The 15,402-nt window shown below is 72.0% G+C and carries 13 protein-coding genes; 10 read left to right on the forward strand and 3 right to left on the reverse strand.

The genetic code is table 11. The features are described 5' to 3' along the window. Entirely contained in the window at positions 1-783 is a 783-nt protein-coding gene (locus KA711_13035) for an SDR family oxidoreductase (protein ID MCM0609892.1), read from the reverse strand. A gap of 130 nt (positions 784-913) precedes the next feature. Between KA711_13035 and KA711_13040 the strand changes: the two genes are divergently transcribed. The 3 genes from KA711_13040 to KA711_13050 are packed head-to-tail and all read left to right on the forward strand — an operon-like array spanning position 914 to position 5,245. Further along, entirely contained in the window at positions 914-1,567 is a 654-nt protein-coding gene (locus tag KA711_13040) for an ABC transporter ATP-binding protein (protein MCM0609893.1), read from the forward strand. A 19-nt stretch (positions 1,568-1,586) separates the two neighbouring features. Next, a complete protein-coding gene (locus tag KA711_13045) occupies positions 1,587-4,124 on the forward strand; it encodes an ABC transporter permease (GenBank protein MCM0609894.1) in 2,538 nt (845 codons plus the stop codon). Then, positions 4,121-5,245, forward strand: a complete 1,125-nt coding sequence (locus KA711_13050) for a carotenoid 1,2-hydratase (GenBank protein ID MCM0609895.1) — start codon at positions 4,121-4,123, stop codon at positions 5,243-5,245. Before KA711_13045 ends, KA711_13050 begins: the two co-directional genes overlap by 4 nt. A gap of 22 nt (positions 5,246-5,267) precedes the next feature. Here KA711_13050 and KA711_13055 read toward each other — a convergent pair whose 3' ends face one another. Beyond that, on the reverse strand, positions 5,268-5,978 hold the full coding sequence (locus tag KA711_13055) for a GGDEF domain-containing protein (GenBank protein ID MCM0609896.1): 711 nt from the start codon (positions 5,976-5,978) through the stop codon (positions 5,268-5,270). Positions 5,979-6,257: 279 nt separating this feature from the next. On the opposite strand from KA711_13055, the gene KA711_13060 reads away from it, so the two are divergent. Together KA711_13060 and KA711_13065 are read left to right on the forward strand one after the other, a co-directional pair. Next, a complete protein-coding gene (locus tag KA711_13060; protein MCM0609897.1) occupies positions 6,258-8,093 on the forward strand; it encodes an ATP-binding cassette domain-containing protein in 1,836 nt (611 codons plus the stop codon). Further along, a complete protein-coding gene (locus KA711_13065; protein MCM0609898.1) occupies positions 8,090-8,911 on the forward strand; it encodes a thymidylate synthase in 822 nt (273 codons plus the stop codon). The genes KA711_13060 and KA711_13065 overlap by 4 nt, the downstream gene beginning before the upstream one ends. On the opposite strand, the gene KA711_13070 is transcribed toward KA711_13065, so the two are convergent. Next, positions 8,889-9,944: an alkane 1-monooxygenase gene (locus KA711_13070; protein ID MCM0609899.1), complete on the reverse strand. Its 1,056-nt coding sequence runs from the start codon at positions 9,942-9,944 to the stop codon at positions 8,889-8,891. The genes KA711_13065 and KA711_13070 overlap by 23 nt on opposite strands. 54 nt (positions 9,945-9,998) lie before the next feature. Between KA711_13070 and dapC the strand changes: the two genes are divergently transcribed. The 5 genes from dapC to prmB all read left to right on the forward strand — a co-directional run bounded on the left by dapC (position 9,999) and on the right by prmB (position 15,394). Then, positions 9,999-11,219: a succinyldiaminopimelate transaminase gene (gene dapC, locus KA711_13075; protein MCM0609900.1), complete on the forward strand. Its 1,221-nt coding sequence runs from the start codon at positions 9,999-10,001 to the stop codon at positions 11,217-11,219. Next, positions 11,216-12,055, forward strand: coding sequence for a 2,3,4,5-tetrahydropyridine-2,6-dicarboxylate N-succinyltransferase (dapD, locus tag KA711_13080; protein ID MCM0609901.1), 840 nt, complete (start codon positions 11,216-11,218; stop codon positions 12,053-12,055). Before dapC ends, dapD begins: the two co-directional genes overlap by 4 nt. A 125-nt stretch (positions 12,056-12,180) precedes the next feature. Next, positions 12,181-13,365 (forward strand): PilT/PilU family type 4a pilus ATPase, encoded by a 1,185-nt coding sequence (locus tag KA711_13085; GenBank protein MCM0609902.1) that lies wholly within the window; start codon positions 12,181-12,183, stop codon positions 13,363-13,365. Next, positions 13,362-14,507, forward strand: coding sequence for a succinyl-diaminopimelate desuccinylase (dapE, locus tag KA711_13090; protein MCM0609903.1), 1,146 nt, complete (start codon positions 13,362-13,364; stop codon positions 14,505-14,507). Before KA711_13085 ends, dapE begins: the two co-directional genes overlap by 4 nt. Further along, positions 14,504-15,394, forward strand: coding sequence for a 50S ribosomal protein L3 N(5)-glutamine methyltransferase (gene prmB / locus KA711_13095; GenBank protein ID MCM0609904.1), 891 nt, complete (start codon positions 14,504-14,506; stop codon positions 15,392-15,394). The genes dapE and prmB overlap by 4 nt, the downstream gene beginning before the upstream one ends. The last annotated feature ends 8 nt before the right edge of the window (positions 15,395-15,402 follow it).

A 15,402-nucleotide genomic window follows, 5' to 3' on the forward strand; every position in this document is an offset into this window, starting at 1 on the left:
TCATATCGCCTGGCCGTCGTCGGCGGTGATGACGGCGCCGTTGACGAAGTGACTCTCGTTCGCGCACAGCAGCACCAGCAGCGCGTCCAGATCGGACGGCTGGCCCACACGCTGGCGCGGGAAGCCCTTGATCATCTTCTGCCCGGCCTCGGTGTGCCACACGTGGTGGTTGATCTCGGTGTCGATGTAGCCCGGGCAGAGGGCGTTGACGTTGATGCCGTACCGACCCCACTCCAGCGCCATCACGCGCGTCATGTGCACCACCGTGGCCTTGCTCATGCAGTAGACGCCGATGTTGGGCCAGGCACGCAGCCCGGCCATCGAGGCGATGTTGACGATGCGACCGCCCGTGAACGTGCCCGGCGCCTCGCCCTTGCTGCGCGCGATCATGCGCTTGGCCACCGCCTGGGCGACGAAGAACGCGCCGCGCACGTTGGTGTCGAAGGTGCGGTCGTAGCTCTCGGGCGTGGCCTCGGTGAGCTTCTCGGTGCTGCCGACGCCGCTGTTGTTGACGAGGATGTCGATGGCGCCCATCTCCGTCTCGGCGTGCGCCACCGCGGCGGCGATGCTGTCGGTGTCGGTGACGTCCAGGGTCACCACGTGGGCGTCGCCGCCCTGGCTCTCGATCTCGGCGCGCAGCGTCTTCAGCCGCTCCACACGGCGGGCCGCCAGCACCACGCCGGCGCCGGCCGCGGCCAGCGCGCGCGCAAACTGGGCACCCAGCCCGCTGGAGGCGCCGGTGACGAAGGCCACGCGGCCGGAAAGATCGAGGGTGTAGGCCATGGTTCGGGACGGTCCTGCGAATGGGGTTGCCTGGGGCCGGGCCACGCGCCATGAACAGCCCGCGACAAAGCCCGCTCGCACGATAGCAGGGCACAGCGACGCCACCGCTGCGGCATCATCGGCCGCTGCCATGCTGAGCCTGCACCGCCTCTCCAAGCGCTTCGGCGACGTGCCCGTGTTCAGCGAGGTCTCGCTGGAGCTGGCCGGCGGCGAGTTCGTGGCCCTGCTGGGCGAGTCGGGCGTGGGCAAGAGCACGCTGTTGAACTGCATCGCAGGCCTGGAGCAGGCCGACAGCGGCGACCTGCGTCTGGACGGCATCGACCTGGCCGCGCTTGGCGAGGCGGGCCTGGCCGAGGTGCGCCGCGAGCGGCTGGGCTTCGTCTTCCAGGCCTTCCACGTGCTGCCGCACCTGACGGTGGCCGAGAACGTGGAGCTGCCCCTGCGGCTGCTGGGCCGGCCCGATGCCACCCGAGTCAAGCAGCTGCTGGCCGACGTGGGGCTCAACGGTCTGGGCGCGCGGCTGCCGGCGCAGCTGTCGGGTGGGCAGCTGCAGCGCGTGGCCATCGCGCGCGCGGTGGTGCACGCACCGCGCTTGATCCTGGCCGACGAGCCCACCGGCAACCTCGACCCCACCACCGCCGAGCGTGTGCTGCAGGTGCTGCGCCAGCAGGTGCGCGGCAGTGGCGCGGCCTGCTTGCTCGTCACGCACTCGGCCGCGGCCACGGCGGCGGCCGACCGCGTGCTGCGGCTCACGCCCACCGGCATCGAACCGGCCCGGGCGTAACCACACGTCGTTGCCCCGCATGACCCCGGCCCTGCTGCGCCTGCTGCTGTGGCGCGAGTTGCGCCACCATCCGTGGCGCCATGCCACTGCGCTGCTGGCTGTGGCGCTGGGCGTGGCGCTGGCGTGGTCGGTGCACCTCATCAACCAGTCGGCGCTGGCCGAGTTCAGCGCCGCCGTGCGCGCCGCCAACGGCGACGCCGACCTCTCGCTGCGCGGCCCCGCCGTGCCCGACGCGCTCTTCGAGCGCGTGGCGCAGGACGCCGCGGTGGAGATCGCCAGCCCCGTGCTGGAGATCGACACGCTGCTTGAGCGCCCCGACGGCCGCCGCGTGGCCGTTCGCGTGATCGGGCTGGACGTCCTGCGCGCCGCGCCGCTGGCGCCGGAGCTGCTGCCGCGCGCGGCCGATCCGGAGAGCAAAGACCGTGACGGCGACCGCGAAGGCCAGCGGCGCTTCTCCGCCTTCGACCCCGACGCGGCCTTTGTCAACGCCGCGGCGCTGGCGGCGCTGGGCGGAAGGCCGCCCGAGCGCATCGCGCTGCAAAGCGGCCCGGCCACCGTGTCGCTGCGCCACGCCGGCAGCGTGGCCGTGGGCGGCACGCCGGTGGTGGTGATGGACCTCGCCGGGGCGCAAGCCCACTTCAGCGCGCTCGGCCGTCTCACCCGCATCGACCTGCGTCTGGCCCCCGGCACCGACCCCGATGCCTGGGTGCGCGGCCTTGAGCTGCCCGAGGGCGTGCGCGCCGCCACGCCGGGGGCCGATGAGCAGCGCGTGTCGAACCTGTCGCGCGCGTACCGCGTCAACCTCACGGTGCTGGCGCTGGTGGCGCTGTTCGTCGGCGCCTTCCTGGTGTTCTCGGTGGTGTCGCTGGGCGTGGCGCAGCGCGCACCGGCACTGGCGCTGCTGGGCGTGCTGGGGCTGTCGGCGGCACAGCGGCGCACGCTGGTGCTGGCCGAGTGCACGGCGCTGGGCCTGGCGGGCGCCCTGCTGGGCCTCGTGGCCGGCACGGCGATGGCCGCTGCGGCGCTGCGCTGGATGGCCGGCGACCTGGGTGGTGGCTACTTCCCCGGCATCGCGCCGCGGCTGCAGGTGGAGCCGCTGGGCGTGGCCGTGTTCGGCGCGCTGGGTCTGGTGTCGGCGCTGGTGGGCGGCTGGTGGCCGGCGCGGCAGGCCGAGCGGCTGGCGCCGGCGCAGGCGCTCAAGGGCCTGGGCTTTGCGCTGGGCGCGGGCGCGCCGCCGGCCTGGCCCGGGCTGGCGCTGGTGGGCACGGGCGCGCTGGCCGCGCTGGCGCCGCCGGTGGCCGGGCTGCCGCTGGCGGCCTACGCTGCCGTGGCCCTGCTGTTGGTGGGCGGCGTGGCGCTGATCCCGACCACCGTGCATGCGCTGCTGGCGCGCTGGCCACGGCCGCAGGGCGCGCTGGCGCTGCTGGCGCTGCAGCGCGCGCGCCACCAGCGCGGCACGGCCACGGCGGCGGTGGCCGGCGTGGTGGCCAGCCTGGCGCTGAGTGTGGCCATCACGGTGATGGTGGCCAGCTTCCGCGACGGCGTGGCGCGCTGGCTCGACACCGTGCTGCCGGCCGACCTGTACGCCCGCACCGCGACGAGCAGCGCCGTGGCCAACCAGGCCTGGCTGCCGCCTGGCTTCGTGGCCCAGGCCGCCGCGGTGCCCGGCGTGCTGCGCGTCGAGGCCGCGCGGGTGGTGCCGGTGGTGCTGGACGAGAGCCGCCCGGCCGTCGTGCTGGTGGCGCGGCCGCTGGCCGACCCCGCCGCCGTGCTGCCGCTGCTGGCCGCGCCGCGGCCGGCGCCGGCGGGCGCGGTGGGCGTGTTCGTCAGCGAGGCGCTGGTGTCGCTGTACGGCGCTGCGCCGGGCCGGCCGTTCACGATGCCGGTGGCCGGCACGCCCCGCGAGCTGTGGGTGCGCGGCGTGTGGCGCGACTATGCGCGCCAGTTCGGCACGGTGGTGATCGATGAGGCCGACTACCGGCGCCTGAGCGGCGACGGGCGTGTCAACGACCTCGCGCTGTGGCTCGCCCCCGGCACCGTGGCGTTCGACGTGCAGCAGGCGCTGCGGGCCGCCGTGCCCGAGCCGGGGCTGCTGGAGTTCGCCAGCAGCGCCGAGCTGCGCAAGCTCTCGTTGCGCATCTTCGATCGCAGCTTTGCCGTCACGCACTACCTGCAGGCGGTCGCCATCGCCATCGGCCTGGTGGGCATCGCGGCCTCGTTGAGCGCACAGGTGCTGGCGCGGCGCAAGGAGTTCGGGCTGCTGGCCCACCTGGGCCTCGTGCGCGGCGACGTCGTGCGGCTGGTCGCCGCCGAGGCGCTGGCCTGGGTGGCTGCCGGCGTGCTGATGGGGCTGGTGCTGGGCGTGGCGATCAGCCTGGTGCTGGTGTTCGTCGTCAACCCGCAGAGCTTTCACTGGACCATGGACCTCGTGCTGCCCTGGGCGAGCCTGGCGGCGCTGGCCCTGGCCGTGCTGGCGGCCGGCGTGGCCACCGCGGCGCTGACGGCGCGCAACGCGGCGCGCGCCCCGGCCGTGCGCGCCGTGCGGGAGGACTGGTGAACCCCGCCCGCCGCCGCTGGCTGGCTGCCTGGCTGGGCGCCACGGGCCTGGCGCCCGCGCTGGCCGCAGGCGAGCCGGCCGAGAACGACGACATCCCGCGTCGCGGCCGCAGGCTGCGCTTCCCGCGCGACCACGGCGCCCACCCGGGCTGCCGCACCGAGTGGTGGTACCTCACCGGCTGGCTGGGCACCGAGACGCAGCCGGTGGGCGGCTTCCAGGTGACCTTCTTCCGCAGACGCACGGGCTTGGCGCAGGGCCACCCCAGCCGCTTCGCGGCACGGCAGCTGCTGTTCGCGCACGCCGCCGTCACCCTGCTCACCCCCGACGGCGCGCGCCACGTGCACGACCAACGCATCGTGCGCTGGACCGGCGACCCCGCCGCGCCCCTGGCCGCCGCCGCGCAGGACACCGCCCGCGTGCACATCGGCCCCTGGCGGGTGGCGCTGGAGGAAGACGCCGCCGGCGCGCGCTGGACGAGCCGCATCCCCGCACGCGACTTCACGCTCGAGCTCGAGCTGGCGCGCACGCAGCCGCTGCTGCTGCAGGGCGACGCCGGCTTCAGCCGCAAGGGGCCCGACGAGGCGCAGTCCAGCCACTACGTCACCGAGCCGCGGCTGGCGGTGCGCGGCCGCATCACGGTGCAGGGCCGCGAGCAGCCCTTTGCCGACGGCCGCGCCTGGATGGACCATGAGTGGAGCGAGGCGCTGCTGCACCCCCAGGCCGTGGGCTGGGACTGGATCGGCGTCAACCTGTTCGACGGCGGCGCGCTGACGGCCTTCCAGCTGCGGCGGGCCGACGGCAGCGCACTGTGGGCCGGCGGCAGCCATCGCGCGGCCGGCGGCGCGGTGCGGGCCTTCGAGCCGGCCGAGCTGCGCTTCGAGGCCGTGCGCCGCTGGCGCAGCCCGGCCACCGGCGTGAGTTGGCCCGTGGCCTGGCGCGTGGTCACGCCGGCCGGCCGCCACGAGGTGCGGGCCTTGGCCGACGCGCAGGAGCTCGACAGCCGCGCCAGCACCGGCACCTTGTACTGGGAAGGCCTGTCCGAGCTGGTGAACGAGGCCGGGCGCCGCATCGGCCTGGGCTACCTGGAACTCACGGGCTACGGCGGCGCCTTGCGGCTGTAGCCGCACGCCCGGGCCCACGCTCCTATCGGCGTGCCCGGGGCTCGCTGCGCCAGCCGCCGGTGGGTCTCAGGTGCCCCAGGTCCACCGGCGAGGCGCGCACACAATTGCCGCCAGCCTGACGCGCGGCCAGCACGGCATCGTGCGCGTCGTCAAGCAGCGACTGCAGGTTCAGGTGCGCAGGGCGCATCTGGGCGACGCCCACGCTGACGGTGATGGGCAGCGACCCTGGAGGGCCATCAGGCGGCTGCGCCTTCGCCATCTGCTCGGCCCGCTCCCGGATGCGCTCGGCGACGTCCAGCGCGCCGGTGGCGTCGGAGTGGGCCAGGAACACCGCCATCTGGGCGTCAGAGAAACGCGTCAGCAGGTCGGCGCAGCGCAGCGTCGGCGCGGTTTGGCGCAGCAACTCGGCCAGCACCGCGTCGGTGGCCTCGCTGCCGTGCGTCTCGGTCAGGCGGGCGTAGCGGTCGACGTCCACCAGCAGCAGCGCGGCACCGCTGCCGTAGCGGCGGGCCCGGGCCCATTCGCGGCCCGCCAGTTCCAGGAAGAGCGGCCGCGTGGCGCCCAAGGGCGTGTGCAGGGTGCCGGCGACCAGCCCTGCGCGCTCCTCCTGACGCCGCATGAGCCGCTGCAGCGCCCAAGCGGCCGGCAGCCAGGCCGTCGCCACGCCGATCAGGGCGCCCAGTGGGGCGGCCCAGGTTCCGGCGCCCCAGCTGCGGTCGACTGCCCAGGCCATCAGGGCTGCAAGGACCGCAGCCCCGGCCGTCAGCAGCGCCAAGGCAACCGGCATTGGCAGGCTAGCCAGCCGCAGCCGAGAAGGCACGGCTTCCGGCAGGGTGGCCGGCTGGGTGGGAAAGGGGGGCAGGCTCATCGAACCGGAGGACCAGTCCATCTATTCGACCACATCCGGCCGCGACTGAAGCGCTTCGGCGGGAAGCGCCGCGCGCAGTCCCTCAGGCGCGGGGGTTTCAGCCGCTGCCGCCGGCGCGACCCGGCCCCGCATAGACTTCCCGTCATGTCCGACAAAACCTCCCGACCAGCGGCGAAGTCGCCCCGCTCGCTGTCTGGTCTTCTGCCGTTCGTGCGCCCGTACCGCCGCATCGTGGTGCTGGCCGGCGTCTTCCTGGTGCTGGCGGCAGTGAGCACGCTGGCCTTTCCGTTGGCGCTGAAGCAGCTCATCGACCAGGGCTTGGTCGCCGCCGAGCCCGGGCAGCAGCTCATGGCGCTGCGCGGCCACTTCCTGGCCCTGTTTGGGGTGGCGCTGGCGCTGGGTGTGTTCTCGGCGCTGCGCTTCTTCACCGTCAGCTGGCTGGGCGAGCGCATCACGGCCGACCTGCGAAATGCCGTCTACGGACACGTGCTTCGCCAGAGCCCGGAGTTCTTCGAGAGCACCCGCACTGGCGAGGTGCTGTCGCGCCTGACCACCGACACCACGCTCGTGCAGACGGTGGTGGGCTCCAGCCTCAGCATGGGGCTGCGCAACGTGGTGATGGGCGCTGGCGCGCTGATCGCGCTGATCGTGACCAACCCCTGGGTGATGACGCAGGTGCTCGGGCTGCTGGTGCTGGTGGTGCTGCCGAGCCTGTACTTCGGCCGCCGCGTGAGGAAGCTCAGCCGCGCCAGCCAGGACCGCGTGGCCGACAGCAGCGCCATCGCGGCCGAGGTGCTGGGCGAGATCCCGGTGGTGCAGAGCCACGGGCAAGAGGCACGCGAGGCGGCACGGTTCAACCGCAGCACCGAGGAGGCCTTCGCCACGGCGCGCAGGCGCACCACCGTCCGTGCGGTGCTGGTGGGCTTCATGATCACCGCGACCTTCGCGGCGTTGCTGTGGGGCCTCTACCAGGGCACCGAGGCGGTGATCGAGGGCCGCGTCACCGCGGGCCACCTGGGACAGACGGTGGTGTTCGTGATCATCTTCGTGAGCGCCGTCGCGGTGTTGTCCGAGATCTACGGCGACCTGCTGCGCGCCGCCGGCGCCACCGAGCGGCTGATGGAGCTGCTGGCAGCGGCGTCGCCCGTCACGGAGCCGGCGGCCCCGGTGGCGTTGCCACCGGCGCGGCACGGGTCGTCGCTGGCCCTGGAGGGCGTGGGCTTCCACTACCCGTCACGCCCCAACACCGCGGCGCTGGCCGACTTCTCGCTGACCGTCCGTCCGGGCGAGACGGTGGCGCTGGTCGGTCCCAGCGGCGCCGGCAAGAGCACGGTGTTCCAGTTGCTGCTGCGCTTCTACGACGTGCAGCGCGGCACCGTGCGCCTGGACGGCGTCCCCGTGCGCGAGGCCCGCCTGAGCGAGTTGCGCGCCCGCATCGGCCTGGTGCCTCAGGACAGCACGGTGTTCTCCACCAGTGCGCTCGAGAACATCCGCTACGGCCGCCCCGAGGCCAGCGATGCCGAGGTGCACGCCGCCGCGCGGGCCGCCTTTGCCGACGACTTCATCCGCGCGCTGCCCGAGGGCTACGGCACCTACCTGGGCGAGCGCGGCGTGCGCCTGTCGGGCGGGCAGCGCCAGCGCATCGCGATCGCACGCGCGATGCTGAAGAACCCGCCGCTGCTGCTGCTCGACGAGGCCACCAGCGCACTCGACGCCGAGAGCGAACGCGTGGTGCAGCAGGCGCTGGAGGCTGCGATGGCCGACCGCACGACCCTGGTCATCGCGCACCGCCTGGCCACGGTGCTGAAGGCCGACCGCATCGCCGTGATGGAGGCAGGGCGCATCGTCGACATCGGCACGCATGCCGATCTGGTGGCGCGCGGCGGCCTTTATGCGCGCCTGGCGGCGATGCAGTTCGGCCTTGGCGTCACCGACGCCAACCACCCCGATCAAGCTTTGCCGGCACCGCTGCACCCATGAGCCGACCCGTCCGATCGCAGTACGAAGACTTCATGCGCCACGTGGCCGAGCACGGCGTGGCCAAGGCCGACCGCACCGGCACCGGCACGAAGAGCGTCTTCGGCCACCAGATGCGCTTTGCCCTCGCCGAGGGCTTCCCGCTGGTGACGACGAAGAAGGTGCACCTCAAGAGCATCATCCTGGAGCTGCTGTGGTTCCTGCGCGGCGACAGCAACGTGAGGTGGCTGCAGGAGCGCGGTTGCAGCATCTGGGACGAGTGGGCACGCGAGGACGGCGAGCTCGGGCCGGTGTACGGCGTGCAGTGGCGCAGCTGGCCTGCGCCCCAGGCCGACGGATCCAGCGGGCATGTCGACCAGATCGCAGAGGTCGTCAAGCAGCTGAAGACCAACCCGGACAGCCGCCGCATCATCGTCAGCGCCTGGAACGTGGCCGAGCTGCCGAAGATGGCGCTGGCGCCCTGCCACGCGTTCTTCCAGTTCTACGTGGCCGAGGGCAAGCTGTCGTGCCAGCTGTACCAGCGCAGCGCCGACATCTTTCTCGGCGTGCCCTTCAACATCGCCAGCTACGCGCTGCTCACGCACATGCTGGCCCAGCAGTGCGATCTCGAGCCCGGGGATTTCATCTGGACCGGGGGCGACTGCCACATTTACAGCAACCACAACGAGCAGGTGCAGACGCAGCTCGCGCGCACGCCCTACCCCTACCCGGTGCTGCACATCAGGCGCCGTCCGGCGTCGATCTTCGACTACGCATACGAAGACTTCGAAGTGCTGGAGTACCAGCACCACCCGGCCATCAAGGCACCGGTGGCGGTGTAGCGCCCGTGGCAGCCTCCAGCCGCGCCAGCCGCGGCTCCATCAGGGCGAACCACCAGCGCGGCACGCTGGCCAGCACCAGGCAGCCGGCGTAGCCCGTGGGCAGCTGCGGGCCGGGCAGCGCCTGCAGCTCGCCGAAGGGCTTCCAGGCGTGCATGTGGTGATCGGAGTGGCGCTGCAGATTGGCGATGATGGCGTTGGTCACCCAGTGGTCGGCGTTCCAGGCGTGGGCCACGCCAAAGGGCTCGGCGCGGCCCCCGGCGCCCTGCCGGCGCTGCAGGCCGTAGTGTTCGATGTAGTTGATGGTCTCCAGCAGAAGCACGGCCTGCGCCGCCTGCACCACCCAGAACAGCAGCGCCCAGGGGCCGAAGGCCGCTGCCAGAGCCGCCAGCACCAGCGCCTGCACGGCCATCGCGGCGAGAAGCGGGCTTCGGCCCCAGCCGCGCCGGTGCTGCCGCAGCCGCGCGGCCTCCAGACGCCAGGCGCTGGCCCAGCTTCCCGCCAAGGTGCGCGGCAGGAAGCGCCAGAGGCTTTCGCCGCGGCGCGCACTCGCGGGGTCATCGTGGGTGGCGGCGCGCGGGTGGTGGCCGCGGTAGTGCTCGACCATGAAGTGCGCGTACAAAACGCTGCCCATCAGCAGCCAGGCCGTGGCACGGTCGAGCCGGCGCTTCGAGTGTCCCAGCTCGTGTGCGAAGGTGATGCCCTGGCTGCCGGTGACGCCGCCCACACCCAGGCCCAGTGCCACCACCGCCATCGCACCCAGGGCATCGGCCGGCTGCGCTGCCGCCACCACCACGCCGAGCGCCAACAGGCCCAGCTGCAGCGGCCCGTGCAGCAGCAGGCAGGCCCGGTGCCAGCCCGTGTGCCGGCTGGGGGGTGGCGAACGGCCGAGCAACGGCACCCGCTCCAGCAAGGCCACCAGGCCCACGAAAGCCAGCATGTAAGCCCAGGCGGCCCAGGGCGACGCCCAGGCCGCCGCAGCCCCCCCCAGCGGCAACAGCCAGGCGATCGCAAAACGGCTCTCGATGCACGGCATGTCCGCATCATGGGGCCGTTCGCGGCCCAGGGGCTCCGGGATAATCCGGGCCCGATGAACCCGCTGCTCGACCGCCTGCATCCCTATCCGTTCGAACGGTGGCGCGAGCTCACGCAGGGCGTGGTGCCGAACCCCACACATGCGCCCATCTCGCTGGGCATCGGTGAGCCACGCCATGCGACCCCGAGGCTCATCGAGGAGGCGCTGGTGAGCAGCCTCTCGGGCCTGTCGAAGTACCCGTCCACGCTGGGCGAACCCGCACTGCGCCACGCGATTGCGGGCTGGGTGGACCGGCGCTACGGCGTGGCACTGGATGCCGGCACGCAGGTACTGCCCGTCACGGGCTCGCGCGAGGCGCTGTTTGCCTTCGCGCAGACGGTGATCGACAGCACCAAGCCCGGCGCCACCGTCGTCTGCCCCAACCCGTTCTATCAGATCTACGAAGGTGCGGCGCTGCTGGCCGGCGCGCAGACGGCCTTCGTGCCCGGCGACCCGGCCCGCAACTTCGCGGCCGTGTGGGATGCCGTGGACGACACGACCTGGGCGCGCACACAGCTGCTGTACGTGTGCAGCCCGGGCAACCCCACCGGCGCGGTGATGCCGCTGGCGGAGTGGCAACGCCTGTTCGAGCTGAGCGACCGCCACGGCTTCGTGATCGCTTCGGATGAGTGCTACTCCGAGATCTACTTCGGCGACGAGCCGCCGCTGGGCGCGCTGCAGGCTGCCCAGGCTCTGGGCCGCGGTGACTTCCGCCGGCTGGTGGCCTTCACCAGCCTGTCCAAGCGCAGCAACGTGCCGGGACTGCGCTCGGGCTTCGTGGCCGGCGATGCCGCGGTGCTCAGGCGCTTTCTCCTCTACCGCACCTACCATGGCAGCGCGATGAGCCCGGTGGTGCAGGCCGCCAGCGTGGCCGCCTGGAACGACGAGGCCCACGTGGTGGCCAACCGGGCGCTGTACCGGGCCAAGTTCGCGGCCGTCACGCCGGTGCTGGCGGCCGAGCTCGACGTGAAGCTGCCGGATGCCGCGTTCTACCTTTGGGCCGGCGTCCCGGCCCGTGGCCAGGGGCCAGGCGACGACATCGCTTACGCGCGCGAACTGCTCGCTCAATACAATGTTCACGTACTGCCGGGCAGCCTGTTGGCGCGAGCCGTGGACGGGGTCAATCCAGGCCGGGGGCGCGTGCGGCTGGCCCTCGTCGCCACCGAGACCGAATGCCTGGAGGCCGCCCACCGCATCGCCACCTTCACCCGCACCTACCGAGACACCCTCCGATGACCACCGACCTCGCTCAGCTGCAGTCCACCATCGACCTGGCCTGGGAGAGCCGCACCGAGATCAACGCCACCAACTCGCCGCAGGTTCGCGAGGCCGTCGAACGGGTGATCGCCGGGCTCAATGGCGGCCGGTTGCGCGTGGCCGAGAAGCGCGGCGTGGGCGATTGGACGGTCAAGCAGTGGCTGAAGAAGGCGGTGCTGCTGAGCTTCCGCCTCACCGACAACGCGCCGATGCACGCCGGCGAGCTGGCCTTCTTCGACAAGGTCAGGCCGAAGTTCTCGCAACTCGACGAGCCGGCGATGCGCGCCAGCGGCGTGCGCGTGGTGCCGCCGGCCGTGGCGCGCCGAGGCAGCTTCATCGGCAGGAACGTGGTGCTGATGCCCAGCTACGTGAACATCGGCGCCTATGTCGACGAAGGCACGATGGTCGACACCTGGGCCACCGTGGGCAGCTGCGCGCAGATCGGCAAGAACGTGCACCTCAGCGGCGGCGTCGGCATCGGCGGTGTGCTCGAGCCGCTGCAGGCCAACCCGACCATCATCGAAGACCACTGCTTCATCGGCGCGCGCTCCGAAGTCGTCGAGGGCGTGATCGTCGAGGAGAACTCGGTCCTGGGCATGGGCGTCTACATCGGCCAGAGCACACCGATCTTCGACCGCAGCACGGGCCAGATCAGCTACGGCCGCGTACCCAGCGGCAGCGTGGTGGTCAGCGGTGGATTGCCCAAGACGGCTGCCGACGGCACGCCGTACACGATGTACGCGGCCATCATCGTCAAGCGCGTCGACGCGCAGACCAGAAGCAAGACCAGCATCAACGAGCTGCTGCGGGCGTGATGGGCACCTCCCAGAAGCGGTTTCGCCGTTCCCCCGCGGGGGAACGGCGCCAGCGGCCCGGCAGAGCCGGTGCCGCGGCGAACGCCTGACCGGTTTGTCGCGAAGAAGGACAGAAGCCCTCGGCCATGGCCAACCACATCGAGCGCGTGCTGTGCCTGATGGCCGAGAAGAACGCGTCCGACGTGTACCTGTCGGCCAACACGCCCATGCTCATCAAGATCCACGGGCAGATCCTGCCGCTGTCGGACCAGCTGCTCACCGCCACGCAGACGCGACAGTTGCTGGGCGAGCTGCTCGCGCCGCAGCAGATGGAGGAGCTTGAAGAGACCGGCGAGCTCAACATCGGCATCGGCATCCCGCGCGTGGGCAGCTTTCGGCTCTCCGCCTTCAAGCAGCGAGGCTCGATCGCGGCCGTGTTCCGCTGCATCCCGTTACAGATTCCCAGCCTCGATACCTTGGGATTGCCGCCGCTGATGAGCCAGATCGTCACCGACAAGCGCGGCCTGATCCTGATGGTGGGCGCCACAGGCACCGGCAAGAGCACGACACTGGCCTCGATGATCGAGTGGCGCAACCAGCAGATGACGGGGCACATCCTCACCATCGAGGATCCGATCGAGTTCCTCTTCAGCAACAAGAAGAGCGTGGTCAACCAGCGCGAGGTGGGCCGCGACACGCAGAGCCTGCAGATCGCGCTCAAGAACGCGCTGCGTCAGGCACCGGACTGCATCCTGATCGGCGAAATCCGCGACCGAGAGACCATGAGCGCGGCACTTTCGTATGCGTTGTCGGGGCACCTGGTGCTGTCCACGCTGCACGCCAACAACAGCTGCCACGCGCTCGGGCGCATCCTGAGCTTCTACGCGCCCGAGGCGCGGCCCACGCTGCTGTCCGATCTGGCCTCGGGCCTGAAGGCCATCGTCTCGCAGCGCCTGCTGCGCGCCAATGCCCGCGGCCGTGTACCGGCCGTCGAGGTGCTGCTGAACACCAAGCTGATCGCCGGCATGATCGAGACGGGTGAGCTCTCGTCGGTGAAGGAGGCCATGGAGAAGCGCATCGCAGAGGGCTCGCAGACCTTCGAGGAAGACATCGGCAAACTCATCAACGAGGGCATCGTCTCGCTCGACGAGGGCTTGAGCCACGCCGACTCGCCCACCAATCTGCTGTGGCGTCTGCAGAACGAGCAGGCGCCGGTGTCGCGCGCCGAGCCCACCCCGAAAGAGCCCGAGCTTGCCACCTACACCGAGGTCGTCATCCATGTGCGACCCGAAGACCCGCGGCTGGCCCATCCGCCCTGGATGAGAACGTGAGCGATGCACTGCGCCTGACCGAGGCACTGATCGCCTGCCCGAGCGTGACGCCGGCCGAGGCCGGATCGATCGAGCTGCTGCAGCGCCGTCTGGCCGTGGCCGGCTTTGCCTGCGAGCGGCTCGATGCCGGCGCGGGCGATGCGCGCGTGGCCAACCTCTGGGCGGTGCACGAGGGTGCCCGCCCAGGCCCGATGGTCATCCTGGCCGGCCATGTGGACGTGGTGCCACCCGGTCCGCGGGAGCGCTGGCAGAGTGACCCCTTCGTACCCAGCCACCGCAACGGCCGGCTCTATGGCCGTGGCGCCGCCGACATGAAGACGGCGGTGGCCTGCATGACCGTGGCCGCCGAGGCGTTCGTCACTGCGCAGCCCGCACACGCCGGCAATGTGGCGCTGCTGTTCACGTCAAACGAGGAAGGCTCTTCGGGCGACGGCTCGGCGCATGCCGTCGAGCTGCTGCGTGCGCGCGGCCTGAAGCCGCTGGCGGCCCTGGTGGGCGAGCCCACCTCGGTGGAGCGCGTGGGCGACATGGTCAAGAACGGGCGCCGTGGCACGCTGTCCGCACGCCTCGTGGTGCGCGGCATCCAGGGCCACGTGGCCTACCCGCAGTTCGCGCGCAACCCCATCCACCAGGTGGCGCCGGCCATTGCCGAGCTGGCCACCACGGTGTGGGACGAGGGCAACGAACACTTCCTGCCGACCAGTTTCCAGGTCAGCAACATCCACGGCGGCGCGGGCGTGGGCAACGTCATCCCGGGCGAGGTGGTGGTGGACTGCAACTTCCGCAACAGCGCCGAGAGCAGCGCGGCCTCGCTGCGCCGGCGCTTCGAGGCGCTGCTGCAGCGGCATGGCCTGGAGTACACGGTCGAGTGGGCGCTGGGCGGCGAGCCCTTCCTCACCCGCCCGGGCTCGCTGCACGCGGCGCTCACCGCCGCCATCGAGGCCGAGTTCGGCATCACACCCCTGCTCAGCACCACGGGCGGCACCTCCGATGGCCGCTACCTCGCCACCTGGTGCCAGCAGGTGATGGAGTTTGGCGTGCGCAACGCCAGTGCGCACCAGGTCGACGAGTGGGTGGACGTCGACGCCATCGAACCGCTCGCCCGGGTCTACCAGCGCACGCTGCAGGCGCTGCTCGCGTGAGGACGGTCATCGACACGGTGCGAGCGGTCGCCGCGCGCCTGGACGCCGCCGGTCTGGCCTTCGGCCACGGAACCCGCGACGCCTTCGACGAGGCCGCCTGGCTGGTGCTGTGGCGCCTGGGGCTGCCGCTGGACGCGCTGGACGCCCACGCCGAGCGTGCGCTGTGCGCCGACGAGGCCACGGCCGTGGATGCGCTGGTGCTGCAGCGCATCACCACGCGGCGCCCCGCGGCCTACCTCACCGGCGAGGCCTGGCTGCAGGGTGTGCCGTTCACGGTGGACGAGCGCGTGATCGTGCCGCGCTCGCTGATCGCCGAGCTGGTGGCCGACGCCGACGGCAGCGGCACGCTCGACGTCTGGCTGGCGCCCGACACGCGCCGCGTGCTCGACCTGTGCACGGGCAACGGCAGCCTGGCCGTGCTGGCGGCCATGGCCTGGCCCGACGTGAGCGTGCTGGCCACCGACCTGAGCGACGATGCCTTGGCCGTGGCGGCGCTGAACCTGCAGCGCCACGGGCTTGAGGGCCGCATCCGCCTGGCCCAGGGCGACGGCTGGGCGGCGGTGACGGAGACCGAGCCCTTCGACCTGATCCTGTGCAACCCACCTTACGTGAACGCGCGCTCGATGGCGGCATTGCCGGCCGAGTACCTTGCCGAGCCCGTGCTGTCGCTGGCCGGCGGCGCCGACGGCATGGACTTCATCCGCCCGCTGCTCGCCGGCCTGGCGGCGCACCTGGCGCGCGACGGCGTGTTGGTGCTGGAAATCGGCCATGAGATCGAGCACTTCCACCGCGCCTTTCCACGCCTGCCCATCATCGGCCTGCCCACCACCGCTGGCGACGAGCAGGTGCTCCTGATCGAGGCCCCAGCCTTGCGCTTTCTCTCCTGATTCCTGAC

It is taken from the genome of Ideonella sp. WA131b (assembly GCA_023657425.1).
GTDB lineage: Bacteria > Pseudomonadota > Gammaproteobacteria > Burkholderiales > Burkholderiaceae_C > Rubrivivax.

Bases quoted from the DNA above. Each gene is read 5' to 3' on its own strand.
- dapD (MCM0609901.1), top strand. From the start codon at position 11,216: ATGACCACCGACCTCGCTCAGCTGCAGTCCACCATCGACCTGGCCTGG.
- KA711_13085 (MCM0609902.1), top strand. From the start codon at position 12,181: ATGGCCAACCACATCGAGCGCGTGCTGTGCCTGATGGCCGAGAAGAAC.
- KA711_13070 (MCM0609899.1), bottom strand. From the start codon at position 9,944: ATGCCGTGCATCGAGAGCCGTTTTGCGATCGCCTGGCTGTTGCCGCTG.
- KA711_13035 (MCM0609892.1), bottom strand. From the start codon at position 783: ATGGCCTACACCCTCGATCTTTCCGGCCGCGTGGCCTTCGTCACCGGC.
- dapC (MCM0609900.1), top strand. From the start codon at position 9,999: ATGAACCCGCTGCTCGACCGCCTGCATCCCTATCCGTTCGAACGGTGG.
- KA711_13055 (MCM0609896.1), bottom strand. From the start codon at position 5,978: ATGGCCTGGGCAGTCGACCGCAGCTGGGGCGCCGGAACCTGGGCCGCC.
- KA711_13045 (MCM0609894.1), top strand. From the start codon at position 1,587: ATGACCCCGGCCCTGCTGCGCCTGCTGCTGTGGCGCGAGTTGCGCCAC.
- KA711_13060 (MCM0609897.1), top strand. From the start codon at position 6,258: ATGTCCGACAAAACCTCCCGACCAGCGGCGAAGTCGCCCCGCTCGCTG.
- KA711_13040 (MCM0609893.1), top strand. From the start codon at position 914: ATGCTGAGCCTGCACCGCCTCTCCAAGCGCTTCGGCGACGTGCCCGTG.
- KA711_13065 (MCM0609898.1), top strand. From the start codon at position 8,090: ATGAGCCGACCCGTCCGATCGCAGTACGAAGACTTCATGCGCCACGTG.